Below are 25,747 nucleotides of genomic sequence, written 5' to 3' on the forward strand. Positions count from 1 at the left end.
GACGACTTCATATCGTGCAATCGCCGATATGAAGCGCTGATTAATCGCGGCGACTTGGCGATGGGGCTCGTTGTGGAAGTTGAGGGAACGAATCGGCCCGTGTCCTCAAGGGCGTCACAGGTCGAGAAAGAGGCATCAGGGCAATAATGTCAAGAAGGTTGGGGAGGGGGGGGGATGCCCCCGCAACAACCCAAAGTCGCTTGGCAACCTAATGCCGAATCAGGTGCAGACCGCTGATGGAACAATGAAGCTTGGCTATACTTGCCCATAGTGCTCGATCCACCCTACAACAGCAGCTGACGTCGCCAGCCATGCTCGGCTATGCAGCACTTGTGAAATTCTTGAATGACCAAGTCCGCATAAAGCATGAGCAGTAATCGGCGACATAACTCCGGCGGGTTGGACGACGGCCGACAAACTCACCTTGTTGCCAAGGCGAGCACGCGTGTTGCCGCAAAGGCCAAGGCGAAGGAAGAGACTCGGCCGCAGCCAACGTCGACCACCCTGCGCACCGTGCCTCTGCTGGCGGATTGTCCCGAGAGCCTGCTGAAGAAGATCGTTGCCGTTGCCGATTGGGGGCAGTACCAACCGGGTATGGAAATCACGCGCCAGAATGAGGCCCCGTGTTCGGTCTATTTTGTCGTTTCCGGCTGCGTCAAGATCCTCCGGGGTGGCGGCTTCACAGATGTGGCGCAAGCGGCCGGACAGCAGGAAATGCGTTCGCGATCGCGCCCTCAAGTCGTGGTAGCCCTGGTTGGCGCCGGCGACATCATCGGCGAGCTGGGTGCGCTGCTCGAATGCGGACGCTCAGCCTCGATTGTGGCATTGACACCCTGCGAGATTGTTTCCATTCCTTGCGCGGATTTCCTCTCCAGCATGCAAGTCCACCCGCCGTTTGCAATAGCGGTGGCGCGCAAAATCGCACAGCGTTTGGTCGATACCAACCGGCAGGTCGAGTTGATGCGGGGCAAGGTCGAAGACCGGGTTCAGGCCCTGAATCGCTACTGCAATTCACTGGGCCTGAATTCCGAACGCCTGTTCTCCAACGCCGAGATTGCACGCATGGTCGGTGCAAGTCGGGTCGCGGTAAGCCAGGTCGTCAACCGCTTGCGCCGTGAACGCGGCGAAACGGACCTCAAGATCAAACAATCAGCTGGCAAACCGTAAAGTAGTTGACGGTTTTGCTGTTTATTCCGTTGCCATGTACTGAATTTCGATTCAGCATGCTGGCTCCGCGTCGACCGTCGCGGGCACGCCAATCCCACTGCACACATTATGAGCGACTCGGGTCTGACGCTTATTGCCGAGCCGGCAGAGAGCGGCTCGTCGGCAGACGCCAAGCGCGAACCCGACACCGGCCTGATCGGCCTGGTGATGCTGGCCCGCTTCCACAACATCGCCGCCGACGCCGACCAGATTGCGCACGATTTCCGCGAATCCGGCAAGAACCTCACCGTGCCGCAGATCCTGCTGGCCGCCAAGCAGCTCGGCCTCAAGGCCAAACTGGTCGGCACCGAGCTTTCCCGGCTGCCACAGACTCCGCTTCCCGCCATGGCCATCGACCCCGATGGCCATTTTTTCATCCTCGCCCGAGTCGATGGCGAGCAGGTCCTGATTCAGGACCCTCGCGTCGAACGCCCGCAAGTGCTTTCCGCCACCGAATTCAGCGAACGCTGGAACGGCGAGCTGATCCTGTTCACCTCGCGGGCGTCTCTGGCCGGAGAACTCGCCAAGTTCGACTTCACCTGGTTCATCCCGGCTGTCGTCAAGTACCGCAAGCTGCTCGGCGAAGTGCTGCTGGTCTCCTTCGTCCTGCAATTGTTTGCCCTGGTCACGCCCTTGTTCTTCCAGGTGGTGATGGACAAGGTGCTGGTCCATCGCGGCATGACCACGCTCGACGTCATCGCCATCGGCCTGCTGGTCGTCATGCTGTTCGAGGTGGCGCTCTCCGGCATCCGCAGCTATGTCTTCGCCCACACCACGAGCCGCATCGACGTCGAACTCGGCGCGCGGCTGTTCCGCCATCTGCTCAACCTGCCGCTGGCCTACTTCCAGGCACGGCGCGTGGGCGACACCGTGGCGCGAGTACGCGAACTGGAAAACATCCGCCAGTTCCTCACCGGCAACGCCATCACGCTGGTGCTGGATCTGCTGTTCTCGGTGGTCTTCATCGGCGTCATGCTGGTCTATAGCGGCTGGCTGACCTTGGTCGTGCTGATCTCGCTACCGTGCTATGTGCTCATCTCGGTCGGTATCACGCCGCTCTTGCGCGCCCGCCTGCACGAGAAGTTCAACCGCGGCGCGGAGAATCAGGCCTTCCTCGTTGAAACCATCAATGGCATCGACACAGTAAAGGCCATGGCCGTCGAGCCGCAAATGATCCGCCGCTGGGACAACCAGGTCGCCGCCTATGTCGCCGCCGGCTTTCGCACCGCGACCCTGGGCACACTGGCGCACGAAGGCGTATCGCTGATCGGCAAGCTGGTGACGCTGGTCACCATGTGGCTGGGCGCCCGGCTGGTGGTCGAGGGCAGCCTCAGTATGGGCCAGTTGATTGCCTTCAACATGCTGGCGGGGCGCGTCGCCACGCCGGTCATGCGTCTGGCGCAACTGTGGACCGACTTCCAGCAGACCGGCATTTCGGTACAGCGCCTGGGTGACATCCTCAACACCCGCACCGAACTCGGCAAATCTGCCGGGCAGGGCGGCCGCGCGGGCACCACGCTGCCGCCGCTGGCCGGCAAGATCGAGTTCGACGACGTGGCCTTCCGCTACCGGCCCGACGGACCGGAAGTCCTGCGCGGCATCAGCCTCGCCATCGAGCCGGGCGAAGTCATCGGTATCGTCGGCCGTTCCGGCTCCGGCAAGAGCACGCTGACCAAACTCGCGCAACGCCTCTACCTGCCCGAGCGCGGCCGCGTGCTGATCGATGGCATCGATCTGGCGATGGCCGACAGTTCCAGCCTGCGCCGCCAGATCGGCGTGGTCCTGCAGGAGAACATGCTGTTCAACCGCAGCATCCGCGACAACATTGCGCTCTCCGATCCCGGCTTGCCCATCGAAGCCGTGATGGCCGCCGCCAAACTGGCCGGCGCACACGAATTCATCCTTGAACTGACCGAAGGCTACGACACTCTGGTCGGCGAACACGGCTCGACGCTATCCGGCGGCCAGCGCCAGCGCATCGCAATTGCAAGAGCGCTGATCGGCAACCCGCGCATCCTGATTTTCGACGAAGCCACCAGCGCGCTCGACTACGAGTCCGAACGCATCATCCAGAACAACATGAAAGCCATCTGTCAGGGCCGCACCGTGCTGATCATCGCCCACCGGCTATCGGCCGTGCGGGACGCCAACCGCATCGTTGTACTCGATCGCGGCCAGATCGTGGAAGAGGGCAGCCATGCCGAGTTGCTGCGGCATGAGGCCGGGCATTACTCGCGGCTGCATCGGCTGCAGCAGGGATAAGCGATGTTACGAGACCGACACCTCGACATGCCGCCCCAGTGCCCGCGCCGCCGCTTCGATCTGGTCGAGTCGCGACGCATGCCGCAGATCGAACAGCCGATCCACCTGCGGCATGTGCCAGCCCAGGCGGCGGGCCAGTTCGGACTTCTTGATGCCCTGCTCGGTCATGGCCCGATAGACGCCCAGCTTGGCGCACTCCAAGGCGGAAGGGCGCACCGTATGCTGCCCGCGTTTTGGTTTGCTCGGAGTCGGCAAGGGTTTGCGGTCATCGACGTAGAACGAAAGCGCGGATTCAAGCGCATCGACGGCCTGAAGCAGCGCCTCGTCGGTGTCCGCGCCAAATGTAATGGCCTCCGGCACATCCGGAAAGGTCACCAACACCGTGCCTTCGTCGGGAGCCAGAATAACAGGGTAGTCAAACATGATCTGTCCTCACTTCAATCCAAGCTGGCGTTTGATCGACGCCTCAAGGCCCTTGCCGAGTTCCGTAGTGCCGTGCATGGGCAGGATGGTTTGCCGGCCGTTCAGAAAAACCTTCAGATGAGACCCTTTGGCCGGCAGGAAAGTGGCGCCCTGTTGTTCCAGCCATTTCTTCATCTGCTTCGAGTTCATGGGATGGATACTAAACACTTCTGTTGTGTTCATCAAGAGGCTGAGGCATGACCCAAGCCCTCACCCTCCGCCTCCAAGCCACGCTCGACCTGCTCAAGCGCTACGCCGCCATCTTCAGCCACGTCTGGAAAATCCGCAAAGACCTCGACCCGCCGCACCGGCTGCCGCATGAGGCGCAGTTTCTTCCCGCTGCCCTTGAGCTGCAGGAAACCCCAGTCTCCGCCGCGCCGCGCATCGTCGCCTGGCTGCTGATGAGCTTTGCGCTCATCGCCGTGCTGTGGGCCATCTTTGGCCAGATCGACGTGGTCGCCACGGCGCAGGGCAAGATCGTGCCCAACGAAGGCAGCAAGCTGATCCAGCCGATCGAGACCGCCGCCGTCAAGGCCATTCATGTGGTCGACGGCCAGGCCGTCAAGGCCGGGCAGGTGCTGGTCGAACTCGACGCCACCATGGCCCGGGCCGACAGCACTCGCACGGCGAACGACCTCACCACAGCCAAGCTGCAAGCCGCCCGTGCTCGCGGCCTGCTGGCGGCCCTGACCACCGGCAAGACGCCGCGCATCGAAACGCCACTGGGTATTGGTGCAGGCATCGACGCAAGTATTGGAATTGAGCGCATCGCGCAAGAGCAGCGCATCCTCGATGGCCAGTACGGCGAATATCAGGCTCGCGTTTCGCGCATCGACGCCGAAATCGCCAAGCGCGAAGCCGAACGGCGCTCCACCCAGGAAACCGTCAAGAAGCTCGAACAAACCGCGCCCATCGCCCGCCAGCGCGCCGAGGACTTCAAAGGACTGGTGGAAAAGAACTTCATCTCGAAACACGGCTATCTGGAAAAGGAACAGGCCCGCATCGAGCAGGAAGCCGACCTCGAAACCCAGAAGAGCCGCTTGAAGGAACTCGCCGCCGCCATCGAAGAGGCCAAGGGCCAGCGCAATTCCGCCGTCGCCGAAACCCGCCGCCTCGCGCTCGATACCCTGAACGAAGCCGAACAGAAAGCCACCGGCTTCGGCCAGGAACTGGTCAAGTCAGACACCCGCGGAAAACTCATGACCCTCACCGCGCCGGTTGATGGCACCGTCCAGCAATTGGCCGTGCGCACCGTCGGTGGCGTGGTCACCCCGGCCCAGGCCTTGATGGTCATCGTGCCGAAAGACGACGCGCTGGAAGTCGAAGCCTTCCTCGAGAACAAGGACATCGGCTTCGTCAATGCCGGGCAGCAAGCCGAAGTCAAGATCGAAACCTTCCCCTTTACCAAGTACGGCACTATCCCCGCCAGCCTCGTCCATGTCTCGCGCGACGCCATCAATGACGAAAAGCGCGGCCCGATCTACTCCACCCGCGCCCGCCTGCAGCGCGCCACCATGCAGGTGGAAGACAAGACCGTGAACCTCTCAGCCGGCATGGTGGTGAGCGTGGAAATCAAGACCGGAAAGCGAAGGGTGATCGAGTACTTCCTCAGCCCGCTGTTGCAGCACGGCAGCGAGAGTCTGCGGGAGAGGTGAGCACGATGAAGCAAATTGACGAGAAAGGTACAGACATGCAAGGGAAGCGTGAATTGAAAAGTCGGCGCTGGCGAGACGGCGATTCGATCATGGATTCAACCAATCAATACCTGTGGAGGGTCGCTGCATGAATGCCATATCGGAACCCATATTCGGAATCACATTGGGCTGGTTGCCAGTCTTTCTGATCTGGCTGCCATTAAGTATCTGGTTGCTACGAAAGATTGGTCTTGGTCTCAAACCCGGCGCTTTCAAATGGGCGGCACTGGGATTGCTCGGGCTAGTGCTCGCGGCCATTCCCGTCGGTGATGATGTCTACATCCAGTGGCACTTCAACCGGCTGTGTCGCGATGCGGGTATGCAGTACGAGAAGAAGATCGAGGTGGACGGGTTCTACGATTCGGTGTTGAGTAGCGGGTATGAAATGGTTGAGAGGGCCGGCTTTCGCTTTGTCGAGCACCGGAAACAGGTTAGCGGCAAGCTTGAGCGTGTTGAGAGAATCGGCGGTGAATGGCGGGTAACGGAACTCGACCGTCCTACAGCGAGATACCACTACAAGTACTTGTCCCAGCATGAGCCGATTGCGTTTCGTGTGAGGAAGGTTGACATAGCAATCGTCGACACGGAAACCAACATAGTTGTCGGGCGCCAACTTATTTACACCCGGTACTCGGGCTGGCTCGACGGTCTTTGGCTGGGTTTCTTCGACGCCCGTGGAAAACAGTGTCCAACATCGGACAAACATGGCGATCTACTGACCACTGTACTCATTCCAACAAGCAAGCAATAAGGGGATTCAGTCATGTCTACGATTTTTCAGCAATACGAATACGCGAAACTGTCTGCTGCTGCTTACATCAATTTCGCTGGTGTTTCCTACACCGATGGACGCTTGATTGCAGAAGCGGCAAGCACGAAGCAGGGAGTCATCCCGCTCGCCCTCGCAACGCAGATGTTCGTGCGCGATCCAGTGAATAATCCCAATCCATGGACCGTCCTCGGCGCCCCGTACAACAACGACGCTGCAGGCTTTCACGCCACGCTGTTTGGTCGGGGAACAGAGAAAGTCCTCGCCATCGCCGGTACCGAACCCAGTGTCGGTGGGCAAGTCGATCTCGACCTGTTTCTGGCCGACATTGCCGAAATCGGCACCTACGGCGTGGCGTTCCATCAATCGGTTTCGATGATCAACTATATCCTTCGGTTAGCCGCTCCGCCGGGATCGACCGATGTGCTTCAGCTTGACCTTTTTGGGTTGCCACCGACCTCAAGCGAATGGGACCCCGAGGCGCCGATCAATCCCGGTGCAACGGGTTGGCGCATAGAAGCGCGCCACAACGGCGTCGGCATCGGCGGAATCAACGCAGGCGATACCATCACGGTCACCGGCCATAGCCTGGGCGGACATCTGGCAGCTTTTGCCCAACGCCTCTTCCCGAACCTGATCAGCGAGGCTATTACCTACAACGCCCCTGGCTTCGATCCCGGCACCTCGGCCAAATTCACCGACGAATTCGTCGCGTTGTTCACTCCGTTTCTTCCCGGTCCCCCGGCGGCCAGTTTCGGCGAACTCAATATCGCCACGCTTCGAAGCGACGACCTGGCGCCGGGCAATCCCGCCGTGGTGTCCTCGTGGATAACCGGCACGCCGCCCAGCACGCCCGAGTACATCACCGTCGAACAAAACAGCCATGGCATCGGCCAGATCGTCGACAGCCTTGCGCTGCAAAGCGTGTTTGCGCGAATGGACACAGGATTCAACGACGCCAAGGCCCGCGCGCTGTTCGACGCCGCCTCGCCCGATACCGCCAGCAGCGAAGAGCGCTTGCTCGAAGCACTGCACCGTGTGCTGGTTGGATCGATCGACAAGCTTCCCGAGGTCAAGGCTGGCGGATTGCCGGAATATTCCAGTGATGGCAATTTCGCTGCCCGCACCGAGTGGTATGACAAGTTCGTCAAGGTAGAAGCTGCAATCGTCGCGCGTCCTGCTTTACAGCTTGAATCCCTCGTTGACAAACCCGCCGCCGCCCTGGCCAACCTCGCCAAAGACGGCGACATCGACGCCACGGCCTACCGCTACGCCCTCAAAGCCGGCAATCCCTTCGCCATCCTCGGCGTCCCCACGCTCTACACCCCGCACAACCCGAACGGCGAACTCGATCTCTACGACCCTGCCACCGGCAAGGGCGACCTGTCCGAACAATGGATCAAGGATCGCAGCGCCTACCTGACCTGGGTCTTGCGCGCCAACACCGATGACCTCCCCGCTCCTGGCGGCAAGACCAGCTTCGACGGCAGCAAGTACGGTTCCCAGGATTCGCGCAACTGGGAATTCACCAGCCTCGACCCCGACTCCGCCAAGACCCGCACGATCCTCGTCAAGGGCAGCATGCTCGGCGGCACCAACAAGATCATCTTCGGCAGCGACAGTGCGGAAGATGAGGCCAAGCCGATCAGCGGTGGAGTTGGCGACGATCGCCTGTACGGCATGGCCGGCAACGATCAACTCAACGGCGGCGCTGGCAACGACCACCTCGAAGGCGGCCGTGGCGCCGACACCCTGATCGGCGGCAAGGGCAACGACAAACTGATTGGCGGCCTGGGCGACGATACTTACGTCTACAGCACCGTCGGTCTTGGCGACGGCCTCGACACGATCATCGACGGCGACGGGCTTGGCAAGATCAAGATCGACAACGAGGTGCTAGGCAAAGGCATCGGCAGTGATCGCGTTTACGAGTTCATCGACACTACAAACGTAAAACACAGCTACCTCTTCCTCACCGGCAACGCCAGCACCGGCGGCGACCTGCTGATCGACGGCAAGATCACCGTCAAGAACTACAAGAACGGCAACCTCGGCATCACCCTCGACACCGCGCCGATCGTGGCGCCGGAAACCACCAACGTCATCACCCGGACCGGTCAGAGCAAGGTGATTTACGACGGGCCCGGTAACGACCACATCATCGGCAGCGCCGACGACGACAGCATTGAGCAAGACCAGATTTCCCCGGGTGTCCTTCGGGGCGCCGGCGACGACCTGATCGAAGCCGGCACCGGCAACGATGGCGCCGCCGCCGGCCTGGGCAACGACGTCATCCTCGGTGGCGCAGGCTACGACACTCTCATGGGTGGACCGGGCGACGACCGTCTCTACGCCGATGCCGAAATCAGCATCGAAGCCGCCATCACTAACGGAAACACACAGGCCGGAAGCGGGAGAGGGGAAGTGCTGAACGGCGATCAGAGCTGGAATATCGGCGCACCGGACGGCAACGACCTATTGATCGGTGGCGCCGGCAACGACATCCTCGAAGGCAATGGCGGGCAGGACATCCTCATCGGCGGCGCGGGCGACGACGACATCATCGGCGACGTCAGCTTCATCCGCGATCTTCTAACGGGGACGATACAAAGCAACAACCCGTTCTACTGGGAGATGCAGGCCAACCGCAACTTCTGGGCGCCGTGGTATTACGACCACGGTTACGGCAACCTGGTCGAACCCAGTGCCATGGGCAACGCCGACGTCATCTACGCCGGCAACGGCAACGACTTCGTCTGGGGCGCCTATGGCAACGACGTGATCTTTGGCGAAGGCGACGATGATCGTCTGGTCGGCGAGGGCGACAATGACATCATCCTGGGCGGCACAGGTAACGACGTGATCTGGGGTGATGGAGGGGTTATGAGCACCGTGGTCGAAGGCGCCGACTACCTCGACGGCGGCGAGGGCAACGACACGATCTACGGCGGCGGCGGCGAGGACGTCCTGCTCGGCGGCACCGGCACCAACACCCTCTACGGCGGTGCCGGGCGCGACACCTACGTCTTCGAGAAAGGCAGCCAGAACACCGTCTACGACACCGGAGACAACAGCTACCGCTTCGGCGCCGGCGTCGATGCGGCCAGCGTCAAGCTCAAAGTCGGCTCGCTGCGCCTGGAATTCGGCGACGGCGAGGGCGGCGACGTGCACCTAATGAACGTCGATCACAACGACCTCTTCAGCAGCCTGGGCAGCACCCAGTTCGAGTTCGCCGACGGCTCCGTCCTGAGTTCCACCGAACTGCTGGCGCGGGGCTTCGACATCGAGGGCACCGACGGCGACGATACCCTCACCGGCACAAGTGTCGCCGATCGCATCAACGGCAGGAAGGGCAACGACACCCTGATGGGTGGCGCCGGCGTGGATACCTACCTCTACCAGCGCGGCGATGGCGCCGACATCATTGCCGACAGCGCGGGCTGGCGCTGGGACGCTGAGGTGGGCGCGTCGCTGCGTGAGGGCAATGTCCTGAGCCTGGGGGCGGGCATCGCCGTGAGCGACATCACGGCGAGACTGGATAGGGACAGCGGACGCATCGTGCTCGACCTGGATGGCGGTGACCGTATCGACATCGGCTCACAGTATGAGCACACGATTCAGGCGCTGAAATTCGCCGACGGATCGGCGCTGGCCATTGAAGAGTTCTTCACCCAACGCCCGATTGAAGTGAGCGGAACGGTGGAGGCGGAGTCGTTGTCCGGCACGATGTACACGGACCGCATTGCGGGCGCCGGCGGCGATGATGTCCTGGCGGGTGGTACGGGAAGCGATATCTATATCTACAACATCGGCGATGGCACGGACAGAATTCAGGATACCTTAGATGATGCGAACGTGCTGCAGTTCGGCGCCGGCATTGCTCCGGCCAGCATCACGCCGCTGCTGGCCACCGACTGGCTGACGCTGGGCTTGGATGGCGGCAGCATTGCGCTGGGGGCCATGACCGATCCGGCCGTCACGTCATTGCGCTTCGAAGACGGTACGACTCAAACGCTGGCGGACTTTCTAGAACAGCGAGGAGTGGTTCAATCCATCGCCACGGCGGGCGACGATGTCATGGCGATGTTCGGCGGCGATCAAGTCTTGCAGGGCCAAGTTGGCGACGATCGGCTGTATGGCAGCGCTCGCGACGATGTCCTCGACGGCGGATCGGGCAACGATACGCTGATCGGCGGCGCCGGCAACGATACCTATGTGTATCGGCTCGGCGACGGGGCGGACCGGATAGTGGACTACTACGCGAATACCTTGAGTTTTGGGGTAGGCATTGCGGCAGACACGATAGCGCCCGTGTACGACGTCAATGCGCTGACGCTTGATCTTTCGAACGGCGACAGCATCGAAATCGGGGCGCTCGACAATCTCGCGATCCAGACGCTTCGATTTTCGGATGGCGTGTCGCTCTCCGTTGCCCAACTGATCGAGCAGCGAGGAGGCTTCGTGGAAAGGGGTTCGGATGATGACGATGTTCTTGTCGCGGGCTTGTTTGTCGGGCGAATCGAAGGTCTGGCCGGGAACGACGAATTGCACTGCGGAAACGGCAGGCAGACCCTCGTTGGCGGCCTGGGGGACGACATCCTTGCTGGCGGGGCGGGCGACGATACCTATATCTTCAATCGCGGCGACGGGGCCGACGTGATAGAGGACCGGTCGTGGGCTTGGGCCGGCGAAGGAGGCGAAGGCAGGGTACCCGAGACCAATGCCTTGATCCTGGGAAATGGCATTGCGCCGGCAACGACCCAGGCCGTTGTGGACTTCAACGGAAATGTGACGCTGGATTTCGGGGAGGGCGATAGCGTCAGGGTAGGTCGGGAAAATGACGCCGCAATTCAGGAAATCCGCTTTGCCGACGGCAGCGCATTTTCGGTGACCGATATCCTTTTGGGACGGCCGACGGCAAGATCGGTCGCCGGGCAAATCGCGAACGAGGACGAGGCATTCAGCTTCGCGCTGCCCGCGAACACGTTCGCCGATCCCAATGGCGATTCTTTGACGTATTCCGTCAATTTGGCCGATGGAAGCGATTTGCCCTCATGGTTGAGTTTCGATGCGCAAACGGGCGTGTTCAGCGGGACTCCGGGCAACGCGGATGTGGGAACTCTCGACATCGCGGTAACCGTCACGGACCCCCATGGCAACCAAGGCACGGCAAGGCTTGCGCTTCAAGTGGCGAACGTGAATGATGCGCCGGTCGTCACGGCGGCAATAGCCGGTCAGGTAACCGCGCCAGATCGGGCCTATGAGTTTGCGGTCCCCGATGGGAGCTTCGGTGATATTGATACCGGCGACGTGCTGATGCTGACAGGCAGCCTGGCCGATGGTTCCGCGCTGCCGGCCTGGTTGAGCTTCGATGCTGCAACACGCAGCTTTACCGGCACCCCGGCAAATGGCGACGCGGGAATGCTTGAGCTGAAGGTCACGGCAACCGATCTGGCGGGCGGCAGCGTAAGCCAGAACTTCATGCTGACTGTCGATGCCGATCTTGGCGCAAGTCTGAGCGGAACTTCCGGTGACGACGAACTTATCGGAACCAGCCTCAACGACACGCTGGACGGCGGTGCCGGAGACGATTTCCTCAACGGCGGCAGGGGCAGGGATGTCTATCTCATCGGCCCGGGCGGCGGATACGACTCCATCTATGAGCGCCAAGACGGGCCGGTGTCGATTGCGGGCGAGGAGGCAGACACCATCCGCTTCACTGCAGGGATCAGCCCCGACGATGTGACGCTGGTCACCGGTGAGGGCGAAAGCCTGCTGATGCTGTCGATCGGCGACGGGGTTGGTTCCGTGGATTTGATGTTCTGGCCGGAAACCATGCCCCGGGTCGAGTTTGCCGATGATACGGTATGGTCACCCGGTATGTTGCAAGAGACGCTGGCGGGATCGGTCTTTGGCGACGAGTACTTCCGGATACTCATCGGGTCCACTGAGGATGAAGCGCTGGAAGCCGACACGGATGCCGTTATCGAAATGCATGGCATGGCCGGCAACGACACACTCATCGCGGGGGAAGCCGATGGCGCATTACTGATTGGTGGCGCTGGCGAGGACACCCTGATCGGCGGCACGGGTTCGAACGGCTATTTCATCGACAGACACAGCGGCAACGACACCGTGATCGTTTCGGTCGGGAGTGAAATATGGAATGGGCTTGAATTGGGCGGGGACATAGCGCAAGACCAGTTGCGCTTTGCCCGTCATACCGGCGAAGACGGTCGTGATCTGACTGTTTTGATCGACGGCAGCGACACCACGGCGACGATCAAGGGCTGGTATGACGCGGTAAACCCGAGCCGTCTCGACAGCCTCTACTTCTGGGCAACCGAGGAAGAATTGTCCGGCGCCGAGCTCGACGCCGCGATCCAGGCCGACAACGCCACAACCGGAACGCTCACCCTCTCGGGCGACGCCGCCCAGAACCAGACGCTCGTCGCGGTCAATACGCTGGCCGATCTGGATGGCCTCGTTGGCCTGGGCTATCAATGGCAGTCGTCGGCCGACGGCAGTGTCTGGAGCGACATCGACGGCGCCACGACCGGCAGCCTGCTGCTGACCGAGGCCGCCGTGGGGCGGCAAGTGCGTGTCGTGGCCTCCTATGCCGATCGGGAAGGAAGGATCGGGAGCGTGGCGAGTGTTGCGACGGCCGCCATCGCCAACGTCAATGATGCCCCGGTGGTAAACATCGCGATAGCGAACCAGTCGGCGCGCGAGAACGATGCCTTCGTCTTCGAGCTGCCGTCGGCAACGTTTGCCGATGCCGATGCCGGCGACAGCCTGGCCGTGTCGGCAAGGCTGGCCAACGGCGACCCCTTGCCCGCATGGCTGAGCTTCGACGCCGCTACGGGGCGACTGATCGGCACCCCCGCTCACGCTGACGCCGGGGAGTTGCAGATCGTCGTGACCGCGACCGACCTAGCCGGAGCCACCATCAGCCAGACCTTCGCTTTGACGGTCGAGGCGCTTGCGGGCGTCACGCTGACTGGCACTGCCGGCAACGACATCCTCACGGGAGGCATCGGCGACGACACCCTGGATGGTGGCGCCGGGCGCGACCGGATGATCGGCGGCGCTGGCAACGACATCTATGTCGTCGACACCACGGGCGAGGTTATTGTTGAACTGACTGGCGAAGGCATGGACACGGTTCAGTCAGGCGTATCCCTCACGCTGGCCGCCAATGTGGAGAACCTCACGCTTCTCGGTACCGCCAATATTTCCGGTACCGGCAACGCACTGAACAACCTGCTGACGGGCAATAGCGGCAACAACACGCTCAACGGCGTTGCGGGTGCCGACACCCTGATCGGTGGCTTGGGCAACGACAGCTACTACGTCGATAGTGCCGGCGACATCGTCACCGAAGCCCTCGACGAAGGCACCGACCGGGTCATTTCGAGCATCAGCTACACCTTGGGCGAGCATCTGGAGAACCTGACCCTGACGGGCACCGAGGCCATCGACGGTACCGGCAACGAACTCAACAACGTGATCGTCGGCAACAGTGCTGGCAATGTGCTTAGCGGCTTGGGCGGAAATGACAGCCTGAGCGGCGGCATCGGCAGCGATACCCTGTTCGGCGGGGAAGGCAACGACACCCTGAACGGCAGTGCCGGAGACGACAACATGGCCGGCGGCCTGGGCAACGACAGCTACTACGTCGATAGCGCCGGTGATGTCGTTACCGAAACCCTCGACGAAGGCACCGATCGCGTCATTTCGAGCATCAGCTACACACTGGGTGAGCATTTGGAGAACCTGACCCTGACGGGCACCGAGGCCATCGACGGCACCGGCAACGCGCAGAACAACGTGATCGTCGGCAACAGTGTTGGCAATGTCCTCAGCGGCCTGGGCGGCAACGACAGCCTGAGTGGCGGCATCGGCAGCGATACCCTGTTCGGCGGGGAAGGCAACGACACCCTGAACGGCAGCGCCGGAGACGACAACATGGCCGGCGGCCTGGGCAACGACAGCTACTACGTCGATAGCGCCGGCGACATCGTCACCGAAGTCCTCGACGAAGGCACCGATCGCGTCATTTCGAGCATCAGCTACACCTTGGGCGAGCACCTGGAGAACCTGACCCTGACGGGCACCGAGGCCATCGACGGCACCGGCAACGCGCAGAACAACGTGATCGTCGGCAACAGTGTTGGCAATGTCCTCAGCGGCTTGGGCGGCAACGACAGCCTGAGCGGCGGCATTGGCAGCGATACCCTGTTCGGCGGGGAAGGCAACGACACCCTGAACGGCAGCGCCGGTGATGACAGCATGACGGGGGGGCTCGGCAACGACAGCTACTACGTCGATAGGGCCGGTGATGTCGTTACCGAAGTCCTCGACGAAGGCACCGATCGCGTCATTTCGAGCATCAGCTACACCTTGGGCGAGCATCTGGAGAACTTGACCCTGACGGGCACCGAGGCCATCAACGGCACCGGCAACGAGCTCAACAACGTGATCGTCGGCAACAGCACCGGAAACGTGCTTAGCGGTTTGGGCGGCAACGACAGCCTGAGCGGCGGCATCGGCGACGACGCACTGGATGGCGGGGCAGGCAACGACAGGATGACTGGCGGGCAGGGGAACGATACTTATCGGCTTGGCTTGGGCAGCGGCGCTGATATCGTCGTGGAAAACGACGCCTCTGCCGGCAATACCGACGTGGCCGAGTTCCTCGCGGGTATAGCTACCGATCAGATCTGGCTGCGCCATGTCGGCAATAGTCTGGAAGCCAGCATCATCGGCACCACGGACAGACTGACGGTGCAGAACTGGTATTTGGGCGACCAATATCACGTCGAACAGTTCAGGACCGCCGACGGCAAGCTGTTGCTCGATAGCCAGGTCGAAAACCTGGTGCAGGCGATGGCAGCCTTCGCTCCACCGGCGGCCGGCCAGACCACACTGCCGCCGACGTACCAGGACACGCTGGCACCGGTCATCGCGGCGAACTGGCAGTAGTTCGGAACGGCCACCCCTCTCGTACCGCTTGGTCCGGGAGGGGCTTAAGTACCATCGTACGGAATAGGTACGTACGGAGTCGTTGCGCAGCGTTGGTTTTAGGTCTAAACTCTGCCGTAATTCTTCCGTACAGATGGTTCTTATCATGCCTACCGCTGTCCAAGCCCACGAACGCATCGATCTGCGCACGTCGCCTGAAATCAAGGAGTTGATTGTCCGCGCCGCCTCTACTGCCGGGATGTCGGTCAGCGCGTTTCTGCTGGGAACGGCCCAGGAGCGCGCCCGGCAGATACTTGCCGATCAGGAAATGATGACCCTGACATCGCGGGACTGGAACGCCTTTGCCAAGGCGCTGGATAACGCGGACAAATCCCGGCCGAAGCTTTCTGCCGCGATGAAGCGTCACCGTGACTGGCAGCAGGACAAGGCTTGACGGCTATCTCATCGATCAGCGTCGAACCGCTGGCGACGCACCATGATCGGCGCTCGTTTTCCTGTGGCGTCGGCGCCCTGGATGAATACCTGAGGCGTTTTGCGCGGCAGCATGCCGAGACCAATGTCAGCCGCACCTATGTGGCGGTCGATGGCCCGGTAATTCATGGCTTCTACAGCTTGGCCATGTCGGGCATTCGACGAGAAAACCTTCCGACGAAGCATGCCAACCGCTTTCCCAACTTTCCATTGCCTGTTGCGCGTCTGGCTCGCCTAGCGGTTGACGTGCGTTACCAGCGGCAAGGGCTGGGGGACTTGCTGCTGGCCGATGCCCTGCAGCGCTGCCTTCGGCTGTCGGCCGAGATCGGAATGGTCGGCGTGATTTTGGACGCCAAGGACGAGCAGGCGCGAGGCTGGTATGAACGCTATGAATTCGAGCGTTTGCCGGATTCGCCCTTGACCCTGTGGTTGCCGACAGCCGCTATTGAGAATCTGTAGCGGTGCAAGGGCTGCAAGACGCAAAAATGTTCTGAAGGTGGGGCAGGGCGGCAACGGACCAACGATAATCACGCATGCACCAAGACCTCGCCACCCCGCTTCCAAGACCCCGCCGCCTGTCGCCCCTCAAGGGCCTGTGGCCCTTCCTGCGGCCTTACCGGGAGCGCATTGTGCTGGCCTTCGTGCTGCTGTGCATCGGCTCCGCCACCATCCTGCTGGTGCCGCTGGCTTTTCGCGACCTGATCGATTTCGGCTTCGGCGAGCGGGAGCGTGCGACGGGCGGCTTGCTCGGCGCCTTGAGCCTCAATGGGCATTTCATCGCGCTGTTCGCACTGGCGAGCTTCTGGGCGCTGGCCGTGGCGGCGCGCTTCTATACCGTGTCATGGATTGGCGAGCGGGTAACCGCGGATTTGCGCAACGCGGTTTATTCAAGGGTGCTGGCGCAGTCGCCGCAATTCTTCGAGACGCTGCAGACGGGGGAGGTGCTGTCGCGGCTGACGGGCGACACGACGCTGATCCAGACGGTGGTCGGCAGTTCGATCTCGATGGGCCTGCGCAGCCTGTTCCAGTTCGTCGGCGGCATGGTCATGCTGGCCGTCACCAGTTTTTACTTGTTCTCCCTGAACCTGGGCCTGATGGCCTTGCTGATCCTGCCGATCATCGCCATCGGCCGCAAGGTCAAGAAGCTCTCGCGAGAATCGCAGGATCGCATCGCGGATGCCTCGGCGCTGGCCGGCGAGATCCTCAATGCCATGCCGACGGTGCAGGCCTATACGCAGGAGCCGCAGGAAACGCAGCGCTTCGCCGATCGCACCGACAAGAGCTTCGCGACGGCGATCAGGCGTACGCGGGTGAGGGCGGCGCTGACGGTGCTCATCATCACGGCCGTGATGGGAACCATCATTTTCGTGCTGTGGATAGGCGCGCGGCAGGTGCATGAGGGCATCCTGACCGGCGGGCAGTTGGCATCCTTTGTGTTGTATGCGGCACTGGTGGCGGGCGGGGTAGGGACCATGGCCGAGGTGTGGGGCGACGTGATGCGCGCGGCCGGGGCAACCGAGCGCCTGCTGGAGCTGCTGCATGCGGAATCGGCGATCCGCGAGGTGGCACGACCGGAGACGCCGGCGCACCCTGCGCGGGCCGCGATCCGCTTCGATCACGTCAGTTTCAGCTATCCGGCGCGCCCGCAAACGCGCGCCTTGGACGACATCTGCCTGGACATTAGGGTTCCCGTACTTTCCGTGCTGAGTTTGGCGGTTTCTCCGTTTAGCTCCTTACGGTACGGGCCTCCGGCGCCCGCATGTTGACTATAGTCAGCACCATTTCCCTGTGGTTTCAGTAGCTTGGTTGACCAAACCCCTCGCTCTGGCGCAGGATTCGCCTCTTCGCGTCCTAGGAGGCAGTCATGGCTGATATCCATCGCTGGCAACACCAGTATCTCGGTGCGACCATCTTTCCGAAGACCCTATCAGTAGTCGAATTTCGGGCTTTCTTTACCTTCTCGGAAGAAGAACTTGCCGCCATCCGAAAACGCTTTCGCACCCAGCTACGTGTCTCCGGAGCTTTGCAGTTGGGATTCCTCAAGATGACCGGCAATCTGCTTGAGGATACTCAGATCATCCCGAGCAAGCTGCTCCGGCACATTTCCGCCCAACTCGAACTCCCTGCTCTGACGATCGCCAGTCTCAAGGCGATCTACACGCGACCAAAGACACTTTACGAGCACCAATGGTGGGCCATGGAAACGCTTGGGTTCTCCAAGGCGACCTCCGAGCAACAACTGCGGTTGCTGCCGTTTCTGTGCCAAGAGGCCCAATACGCACCCAGTGTCGACGTCCTGGTCGATCGCGCCAAGGTCTGGCTGTACCAGCACCACTATTTAACCCTCGCCGACCGCATCATCCGCGATATCGCCCGACGCGCCATGTCGGAGTCCGAGGAGGCCCTCTTCCGCCTGATCTGCAGACAAATTGCACCAGCCGAATTTCGGCGTATCGAAGCGTCCGTCCTGCGGCTGCAGGAAAATACGGGGCGTTCCAAGCTTGAGTGGCTTCAGCAGCCACCGCGAAAGAAGTCGATCAACGCGGTACGAGAACGCATTGAGCGTATCGACTTTCTCAAGGGACTGGGAATCCACAACCTGGACCTCGAGAGCGTCGCCATTGAGAAGATTCGCGGCTATGCCAGCGAGCTTTATGGGATTCGTCCGGTCAAGTACCGGGAATTGAAGGACCCGGCTCGAACGCTGCGCCTCGTGTGCTATCTCAAGATGTCCTTGATGGATGCGACGGATGCTGCCATCGCGCTCGGCGGCCGCATCACAGCCAAGATCCACCGTACCGCGCTCGAAAAGGCTAGGCTCGCCGAAGCCGAAAGCGCGATTTCCCAAGCGGACGCTTTCGAGCAGATTGTCGAGCGCGCGAACAACAAGTCCGTTACGGACAGCGAGGTCCGCGCCTATGTCCTTGCGCTGGCCGAGACCCTGAAACCACGGCAGTTCCATACACGTGCGGAGGCCGCCCGCTGGATCCTCTCCGAGCCGAACGACCAGGTCCGCTCCTTGTTGCACGCCATGCAGAAGCTCGAGATTCAGGCCGAACCGCAGGACCCCGGTAAGGAGCGCGTCGATTATCTGCAGACGCTCTACGCGGGCAAGATCACTGCCCTTCCGACGGAGCACCAAGTGCATATCCCGACGCCATGGAAAACCATCATTGAGGGCGAGGATCGGGAGCGCGCCCTGCGCGGGCTGGAAGCGGCGACGCTCATCGGGTTGCGTAAATCGCTGCGTAGCGGCGCCGTTTATGTCGATCACAGCGAAAAATTCCGCGGGCGCCACCGCCTGATGATCGATACCGTCCAGTGGGAACGGGAGAAAACCAAGCGCTATACACAGCTAGGTCTGCCCATGCGTCCGGATGATCTTCTCGACGTCCTCCTGGCGGAACTAGACACCAAGCTTAAGGAGGTCGATACGGCGGTCCAGGCCGGCGCGTTGCAGATCAAAGGCGGCAACCTGCATTACCCGCGCGACAAGGCGGTCGAGAAAAGCGATGACGTCGTGCGCCACCGCGACGCCTTGTTCGAACGCATCGGCGTCATCCAGCTGCCGGACTTGATTCTGGAAATGGACAGCCGGGTCCGCTTCAGCAAGATCATTCTCGGACGGCTGGCCAAGACGCCAACGGAACTCCTTCAGGTCTACGCTGGCATGTTGGCCCATGGCACCTCACTAGACGCCAGTACCGTCTGCCTCATGGTGCCGCAACTGACGCCGAACCAGATCATTGCCGGCATGAAGCACTTTGAGGATCGGGATACCGTCCGTGCCGCCAACGACGCCGTGGTCGGCTTCCACCGGCGGCTCCCCATCGCGTCTCACTGGGGCGACGGTACGCTGGCCTCGGCGGACATGATGAGCCTGGACGTTTCCCGCAAGATCTGGCTGGCGCGTTTGGATCCCAAGCGCGGGATTCCCTCGGTCGGGACCTACACTCTCATGTCCGACTTCTGGAGCGTGATCTACGACCAGCCTATCATCCTGAATGAGCGGCAGGCCGGGGTCGCCATCGAGGGCGCCATCCGGCAACGGGAAGTTGAACTTGACCGGCTGGCCGTCGATACCCACGGCTACACCGAGTTTGCGATGGCCATCGCCAAGCTGCTCGGGTTTGCCTTGTGCCCGCGACTGAAGCGAATCACGGAGCGCCGCTTCTACGTGCCCAGCAACATGAAGAATGCGCCAGAAGGCCTTCGGGACATCATCATCCCGAGCATTTCCTTGCGGCGGATCCGCGAGGAATGGGATCAACTGGTGCGGCTCGCCTCTTCAATCGAAACCGGGCATTCCACCGCCACGGTGGCCCTGGCCCGCTACGGCTCGGCTTCCTCCGACAGCCCCATCTACCGGGCCGGCGTCCATCTGGGCCGCCTCATCCGCAGTATCTATCTGTGCGACTACTTCCTCAGCGAAGACCTGCGCCGTACGGTGAATCGAATTCTGGTGCACGGGGAAGCGGTACATACGCTTCAGCGCGCCATCAATGCCGGGTCGTTCTCGAAGCCGCGCGGGCAACGCGAGGAAGAACTCTACGCCGTCTCGGGTTCGTTGACCCTGCTCACCAACCTCTGCTTGGCCTGGACGGCTGCGCATATGCAAGAAGAGGTGTTCGGCGATAACAGCCATGCTTCAATGTTCGAAGATCTGGACTGGCTTCAGCATGTCAGTCCGACCCACTACGGCAATATCAACTTCCGGGGGACGTTCAGCTTTCTCATCAGCAAGTATCAGGAGTGGCTGATTTCCGAACCTATCCGTGCAAGCTCGCGAAAATAGGGCATATTGGCAAGGCATGCTGCGGATTCCGGTCACGTTGACAACGGGTGTCGGTGCTCGTTGACCAGTAGCTACGTTTGTTGCTGGTTATGGCTGTTTACTGGCTTGTGGCCGCAGCCCCTTCCGTGTCTCGGTTTGTTAAGGGTTGTGGGATGCCTGCCATCAGCGTGATGTCAACTGCCGGAATCCAGAGCACGACCGTGGTCCCGGCGCCAATGGTGCTGTCTACTGTAAAGCCGCCGCCGTGAAGCTCGACGATCTCCTTAACGATGGTCATTCCCAGGCCGGTGCCAGGAATGTTGCCGGATGTGTCGGCTCGGTAGAAGCGCTCGCTGACGCGGGCGATCTGATCCGGCTGCATGCCGATGCCATGATCGGCCACGGCGATTTCGACAAAGGTCTTGCCATCCATTTCCCTCGCGCCGCAGCACAGATCGATGGCGCCGCCAGCCGGCGAATGCTTCACCGCGTTGCTCAGCACATTGGCCAGCACCTGACGCAGCTTTGCCGCATCCGCCCGTGCCGCCAGCAGGCCATCCGGGACGTGCGCGACCAGCGGTCAGCGTACCGGGTCGATGTTTATCGCCGCGACCATCTCGGTGACGAGTGACACAAGCGGCACCGCCTCGATCCTGAAATCCACGTCGCGGCGCGCCTCGATGCGCGCGAGGTCGGGCAGTTCGTTGACGATGTCGGCCAGCCATTCAAGGTCATCAACGCGCGCCCGGATCGGCGATCCTTGATCCTTACTTCAACGCATCCGCCAGATCCTTGTCCGCCACCTTCCCTGACTGATGAAGCCAGAGCAGGATGGACAAAGGCTTCGGAATATTCCGACCCGCCTCGTAGCGAGAACCACCCGATTGGGTGACGCCGTATCGTGTCCAGAACTCGCTTTGATTGATGCTTTCTTTCTTGCGGACGTCGGCAATTCCGCTGAAGTCCAGTTTCTTTTTGCGGGCCATCGTGTATCTCCTCTAGAGGTTAAATTGACAGGGGGGGGGGGAATACCAAAGCATTCGAAAGAATCATCGTGGAACTCGCAAGCGCCGAAAAACCGGCGAGGAAATGCGGGGCCGGTACATGCGCCTCGGATTACCGGGTCGGTCATGGAACATTGCCTACACCTGCCCGTTCCGGGCGGCCTGCGCGACGAGCGCGACGGTAATCCACACCGTCACTCCGCCGCCGAATGACGCGGGCTCGATCTGAACCAGCGCCACCCGGTCGGCGCGCGTGAACGTCATGTTGCTGACCCGCGAATGGATGGTCAGGGTGCGGATCCAGCCAAACTTCGCCATGTCCTTGGCAAAGTGGTTGAAGACCTCCGTCGGGGGCATGTCCACCCGGATCACGACGCGCCCGAGCCAGCGATCCTGGCTGCCCATGACCAGCGACTGCTCGGCGTCGAGCCTGGCGCCGGCGGGTATCGGGATATCCGTAATCGGCAGTTGTTTGGAAGGTTCCGCCGCCGTTTTCAACTCGGGGCCTGCCGCGCCGCCCGGCAATTGGCCCGAAGCGCAACCGCCCAACGCCATTGCAACACCGAGCGCGAGGCAGGCGACGGCGGAAGAACCACAACGAGTCAATTGACGAGCTCCCGGATGGCGGCTGCCAGCTGCAAGGGGCTGAATGGCTTGACGAAATAGGCATCCGCCCCAAGATCCATCCCTTTGTCGTAATCCCTTGCCTGGCCATACGCCGTCACCATGATGACAATGACGTCGCGCATGGCGTGGGTGCTCTTGATGGTTTCAAGCACCTCGAAACCGGTCATCAAGCCCGGCATCTTCACATCGAGCAGCACTATGCGGGGCAACTTGTGGCGGATGATGCCCAGAGCCGTCTGGCCATCCTCGGCTTCGAGGACTTCAAAGTCGTCTCCCAAGCTGAGACGTATCATGCGCCTGATTTCCGGATGGTCGTCCACGACGAGAATCTTGTGACTCATGAGGCCTTTCTCAAGGGAACCGCTTTCCTGAGCTGAGGGCGTCCTTCCTTGCTGTCCGCCATTATTTCGGCAAGATCGCGGGCATACTGCATGGCCTGGGCGGAAATCGGGCATTCTTCGCAGGACTCCCCGAACGCCTTTGCCGGCGCCCCCACCGGCAACTCGAAAGTGATCGAGCTGACTTTGCCGTTTTCCCGGCCAAAGCGAAGATTCCCCCCGTTCAGTTCAACCACCCGCTTGCAGAGCGCCAGGGGAAGCTCCACCGCCTTGACGGATTTCAAGCGGGCCACGCCGGAAAGCGGCAACAGCGCGCTGCTGCTTTTTTCCGGGAGAAGGTCTCCGTAATTGGTAATAGTCAGCAACACGACATTCCCGTTTGCCTTGGCGGAAATCAGGATATTCACGCCGCGATCGATTCGTTCGACAAGGTGAGCCAGATACGCGACCAGCGCCTGGGTCAGGAACATTTTGCTTCCGTAAATCACCGGCAGACTGTCATCGAGGCCACAAAACCTGACTTGTATCCCGCGCTCGACCAGCAGCGGTTGCGATGCAAGCAGCGCATCGTCGACCAGCGATGTCACGAGAACCCGCTGATCGTCACGCATCGGAAACCACCTGTGGGTGGCCGCCAGCAAACTAGCCTTCTGCAGCGACCGTTCCAGCGAGGCGCCCTCGCGCGACATCGCGGCGACGGCGTTTTGCAGCGCCCAATGTCCCTCGCTCCCCTCCGCGCGAATCTCGAACTGCGCCAGCGTGTCGGTAACGGACGCAAGAAACCGCTTCACCGGCGCGCCAAACTCGCTGTCCAGCATCTCCGCCAGGTTGCCGACCGCGTTCTGGTACAACCGCTCGGCGGTGATGTTCTTCATGACCAGAATGAAATTGCTTCCCGCCGGGCTTTGCAGGAGCGTGACCTGCATCCGATCGGCATGCTCGGATCGGCGCGGCAGATCAACCTCGAAGGTCAGCGGCGGCTTCAGGTAGCCCTGGCGTATCGCCCTGAGCTGGCCTTGAAGCCACTCGCTGGAATAGTTCGCGCCGGCGGATATTTGAAGAATCTCCCGCGCCACCGGGTTGGCGTAAAGAGTTTCGCCGGTTGCGGATACGATGAGCAGCGCTTCCTGCAGGCTCTCGAACAGCGCCTTCATGTGCGGGTTCATTTGACGAAATACACCTTGCCGTCACGAACAATCGCCCGCGTTGCCGCGTTCCGGAACTTCGCCCCGGAGAACCTGGCTGACGACCCCGGAGCGATGGTCCCAACGCCATCATGACCAGGTAGCGCGATATTTCCGGCATCGGTCGCTTCGACGTGCCGCAAGCCGCCCGCCGTGGCCGCCGCGATGTCGCGCGCGCCGGAATTTCCGGAACCCTGTGCGTCATGCGCACAGTCGACCGCGACGCAGACCGCGGTAGCCGCAAGGATGACGATCAGGTTCAGGGCGATTTGGTTTCTCCTCGTTTCAAGGCCGGCGATTGTCTTTCCCGGCAGCGCATTGTCATTCCGGTGCAAACCTCGAACCACCGAACACTCACGGTGGCGTTGTACCAGCCATGGGCCGCCAAAAATCCTGCCGATCAATATTAGCAAGCTAGGAAGCCTGCATGTATTAAGAACCATTAAGGCCTCTCGACAAGTCGCGAGCAGCTGAATATGTGAAGCCGGGAAACGCACATGTAAAATGCCCGTGGAAAGTCTCAAACCCAACATTCCCGCGGGGCGCCAAAATGACAATTGACAAGTATCGGGTGGCGATCCTCGAAGATGATGCGGATTTCCGCAAATTTCTTCGCCACCTCCTCATACATGACTACGACCTGGTGATGGCCCGCAACGGGGAGGAGTTGCAACGTTCGGTAGACGCCAGCGAAGTCGATGTCGTCCTGCTGGATATCGGTCTTCCGGAGGAAGACGGCTTGTCGATCGCGCTGCGGATTCGTTCCACATCCGGCGTTCCCCTGATTTTTCTGTCCGGGCATTCGTCGGAAGAAATGATCGTCACGGGGCTGACGCTGGGTGCCGACGACTACATCACCAAGCCATGTCAATCAAAGGTTCTGAAGGCTCGCATAGAAAACGCCCTGGCGCGGGGAAGGAAAAAGCCGGCGGCGACACGACAGCGAATTGAATTCAACGGGGCCATCTTCGAAATCGGCAAGGAATATCTGACCAATGCCGAAGGGCGCCGCGTCAGGCTGACGGAAAAGGAATCGCAGATTTTGTCCATGCTGGCGCGAGCGACGAACCTGACACAGTCGCGCGACGCCATATGCAAACACCTCTATGGCCGGGAATGGGATTCCGAGAGCCGGGTGCTGGAAGTGCATATTTGCAATCTGCGCGGAAAGCTGGAGAAAATCGGCTGCGGAAGAAAATCCATCGTCCCCGTCCGGGGAGTCGGGTATCGACTGGATTTGACGTGATGAATAATTCTGGCTATTCGCGGATTGTGAAAAGCTCGGCCTTGCTGCCAGAGTGATGATAAGAATGGGAAGGGATTGGATACCCCACGTCGCTGCTCACGCTGCTCGCCGAAGGCTTCAGCATCGAGGAAATCGGCCCGGCCACCATCCGTAAGCACCGTTCAAGAAACTCGGTGCCAGCAACACGGCGAAACTGGCCCTGATCGCCCTGGCGGCACGGCGCTTGCGATGAAGGCTGCGCGGCAGGCGTGGGCGGTCCGTTCAGGAATGGACATATCTTGCTTGCGCCACAACCCTGTCCATTTTATGTTGTCTGCTCAAATTGCTTTTCCAGCGCAAAAACGTCATGCTGGACATAATGGATTGAGTTCTCTTCAACGGAGGAGGGTTAGTCATGACAAATCCAATTTCGCCACGGTTGCGGCCAATCGCTCAGGTCGAATCCTTTGTTTGTCCGGATGATTCCTCCACCGAGCAGATCGCTTTTGTGGTCGATAAGTTGAAGGAAATGCTGGTCAAGATTGGCGGCGAAAGTCGCACGGACCCATTGAACGACATCGCGCTACGCCAGTTGTATCGTCTGGAATGGATTTTATGCCGTCGAGACTGGCACGGATGTTCCAATGCGACTGAAATGCGGGTCCGATGCGCGTCGATGCAGGGGTGCTGCCTGCGTAATGGCAATGCCGCCGAACGCACAAGATCAAAGTCGCTGCAACGCTGAA

The 25,747-nt window shown here is 61.0% G+C and carries 19 protein-coding genes and 1 pseudogene; 12 read left to right on the forward strand and 8 right to left on the reverse strand.

Annotated features, from left to right (window positions below; all coding sequences use genetic code 11):
* The first annotated feature begins 366 nt into the window (after positions 1–366).
* Entirely contained in the window at positions 367–1,167 is an 801-nt protein-coding gene (locus SUTH_RS09010; RefSeq protein WP_084207313.1) for a Crp/Fnr family transcriptional regulator, read from the forward strand.
* Positions 1,168–1,275: 108 nt separating this feature from the next.
* Positions 1,276–3,468, forward strand: a complete 2,193-nt coding sequence (locus SUTH_RS09015; protein WP_052473467.1) for a type I secretion system permease/ATPase — start codon at positions 1,276–1,278, stop codon at positions 3,466–3,468.
* 6 nt (positions 3,469–3,474) lie between these two features.
* Here the strand turns inward: SUTH_RS09015 and SUTH_RS09020 are convergent, their stop codons facing one another.
* On the reverse strand, positions 3,475–3,891 hold the full coding sequence (locus SUTH_RS09020) for a type II toxin-antitoxin system HicB family antitoxin (RefSeq protein ID WP_041098706.1): 417 nt from the start codon (positions 3,889–3,891) through the stop codon (positions 3,475–3,477).
* A 9-nt stretch (positions 3,892–3,900) separates the two neighbouring features.
* Positions 3,901–4,065 carry a type II toxin-antitoxin system HicA family toxin gene (locus SUTH_RS09025; RefSeq protein ID WP_197539669.1) on the reverse strand — a complete coding sequence of 55 codons (165 nt, stop codon included), beginning with the start codon at positions 4,063–4,065 and terminating at the stop codon, positions 3,901–3,903.
* Positions 4,066–4,127: 62 nt separating this feature from the next.
* On the opposite strand from SUTH_RS09025, the gene SUTH_RS09030 reads away from it, so the two are divergent.
* The 8 genes and pseudogenes from SUTH_RS09030 to SUTH_RS09060 all read left to right on the forward strand — a co-directional run bounded on the left by SUTH_RS09030 (position 4,128) and on the right by SUTH_RS09060 (position 20,644).
* Entirely contained in the window at positions 4,128–5,585 is a 1,458-nt protein-coding gene (locus SUTH_RS09030) for an HlyD family type I secretion periplasmic adaptor subunit (RefSeq protein ID WP_041098710.1), read from the forward strand.
* Between the two features lie 5 nt (positions 5,586–5,590).
* Positions 5,591–5,716 (forward strand): hypothetical protein, encoded by a 126-nt coding sequence (locus SUTH_RS20235; RefSeq protein WP_269450494.1) that lies wholly within the window; start codon positions 5,591–5,593, stop codon positions 5,714–5,716.
* Positions 5,713–6,375 carry a hypothetical protein gene (locus SUTH_RS09035; RefSeq protein WP_041098712.1) on the forward strand — a complete coding sequence of 221 codons (663 nt, stop codon included), beginning with the start codon at positions 5,713–5,715 and terminating at the stop codon, positions 6,373–6,375. The genes SUTH_RS20235 and SUTH_RS09035 overlap by 4 nt, the downstream gene beginning before the upstream one ends.
* Before the next feature lie 12 nt (positions 6,376–6,387).
* Positions 6,388–15,378, forward strand: a complete 8,991-nt coding sequence (locus SUTH_RS20055; protein WP_041098714.1) for a putative Ig domain-containing protein — start codon at positions 6,388–6,390, stop codon at positions 15,376–15,378.
* Between the two features lie 145 nt (positions 15,379–15,523).
* A complete protein-coding gene (locus SUTH_RS09045) occupies positions 15,524–15,811 on the forward strand; it encodes a type II toxin-antitoxin system TacA family antitoxin (RefSeq protein WP_041102042.1) in 288 nt (95 codons plus the stop codon).
* Positions 15,808–16,308: a GNAT family N-acetyltransferase gene (locus tag SUTH_RS09050; RefSeq protein ID WP_052473469.1), complete on the forward strand. Its 501-nt coding sequence runs from the start codon at positions 15,808–15,810 to the stop codon at positions 16,306–16,308. Before SUTH_RS09045 ends, SUTH_RS09050 begins: the two co-directional genes overlap by 4 nt.
* A gap of 74 nt (positions 16,309–16,382) precedes the next feature.
* Positions 16,383–17,531 (forward strand): annotated as a pseudogene (locus SUTH_RS09055) (ABC transporter transmembrane domain-containing protein); the annotation flags it as partial.
* Positions 17,532–17,713: 182 nt separating this feature from the next.
* Entirely contained in the window at positions 17,714–20,644 is a 2,931-nt protein-coding gene (locus tag SUTH_RS09060) for a Tn3 family transposase (protein ID WP_041098716.1), read from the forward strand.
* Positions 20,645–20,741: 97 nt separating this feature from the next.
* On the opposite strand, the gene SUTH_RS09065 is transcribed toward SUTH_RS09060, so the two are convergent.
* From SUTH_RS09065 to SUTH_RS09090, 6 genes are all read right to left on the reverse strand, one after another.
* Positions 20,742–21,200: a sensor histidine kinase gene (locus SUTH_RS09065; protein WP_084207314.1), complete on the reverse strand. Its 459-nt coding sequence runs from the start codon at positions 21,198–21,200 to the stop codon at positions 20,742–20,744.
* A gap of 190 nt (positions 21,201–21,390) precedes the next feature.
* Complete coding sequence (locus SUTH_RS09070; protein WP_052473470.1) at positions 21,391–21,609, reverse strand: helix-turn-helix domain-containing protein; 219 nt, start codon at positions 21,607–21,609, stop codon at positions 21,391–21,393.
* A gap of 156 nt (positions 21,610–21,765) precedes the next feature.
* On the reverse strand, positions 21,766–22,182 hold the full coding sequence (locus tag SUTH_RS09075) for a hypothetical protein (RefSeq protein WP_148312887.1): 417 nt from the start codon (positions 22,180–22,182) through the stop codon (positions 21,766–21,768).
* 47 nt (positions 22,183–22,229) lie between these two features.
* A complete protein-coding gene (locus SUTH_RS09080) occupies positions 22,230–22,595 on the reverse strand; it encodes a response regulator transcription factor (protein ID WP_041098721.1) in 366 nt (121 codons plus the stop codon).
* The gene (locus SUTH_RS09085) at positions 22,592–23,746 is read right to left on the reverse strand and encodes a PAS domain-containing sensor histidine kinase (protein WP_148312888.1); all 1,155 of its coding nucleotides are present in this window, start codon (positions 23,744–23,746) and stop codon (positions 22,592–22,594) included. Before SUTH_RS09085 ends, SUTH_RS09080 begins: the two co-directional genes overlap by 4 nt.
* 8 nt (positions 23,747–23,754) lie before the next feature.
* A complete protein-coding gene (locus SUTH_RS09090) occupies positions 23,755–24,180 on the reverse strand; it encodes a hypothetical protein (protein ID WP_148312889.1) in 426 nt (141 codons plus the stop codon).
* A gap of 167 nt (positions 24,181–24,347) precedes the next feature.
* Between SUTH_RS09090 and SUTH_RS09095 the strand changes: the two genes are divergently transcribed.
* Complete coding sequence (locus SUTH_RS09095) at positions 24,348–25,022, forward strand: response regulator transcription factor (RefSeq protein WP_171817341.1); 675 nt, start codon at positions 24,348–24,350, stop codon at positions 25,020–25,022.
* 394 nt (positions 25,023–25,416) lie between these two features.
* Positions 25,417–25,746 carry a hypothetical protein gene (locus SUTH_RS19400; protein WP_148312891.1) on the forward strand — a complete coding sequence of 110 codons (330 nt, stop codon included), beginning with the start codon at positions 25,417–25,419 and terminating at the stop codon, positions 25,744–25,746.
* The last annotated feature ends 1 nt before the right edge of the window (position 25,747 follow it).

Source organism: Sulfuritalea hydrogenivorans sk43H (genome assembly GCF_000828635.1).
GTDB lineage: Bacteria > Pseudomonadota > Gammaproteobacteria > Burkholderiales > Rhodocyclaceae > Sulfuritalea > Sulfuritalea hydrogenivorans.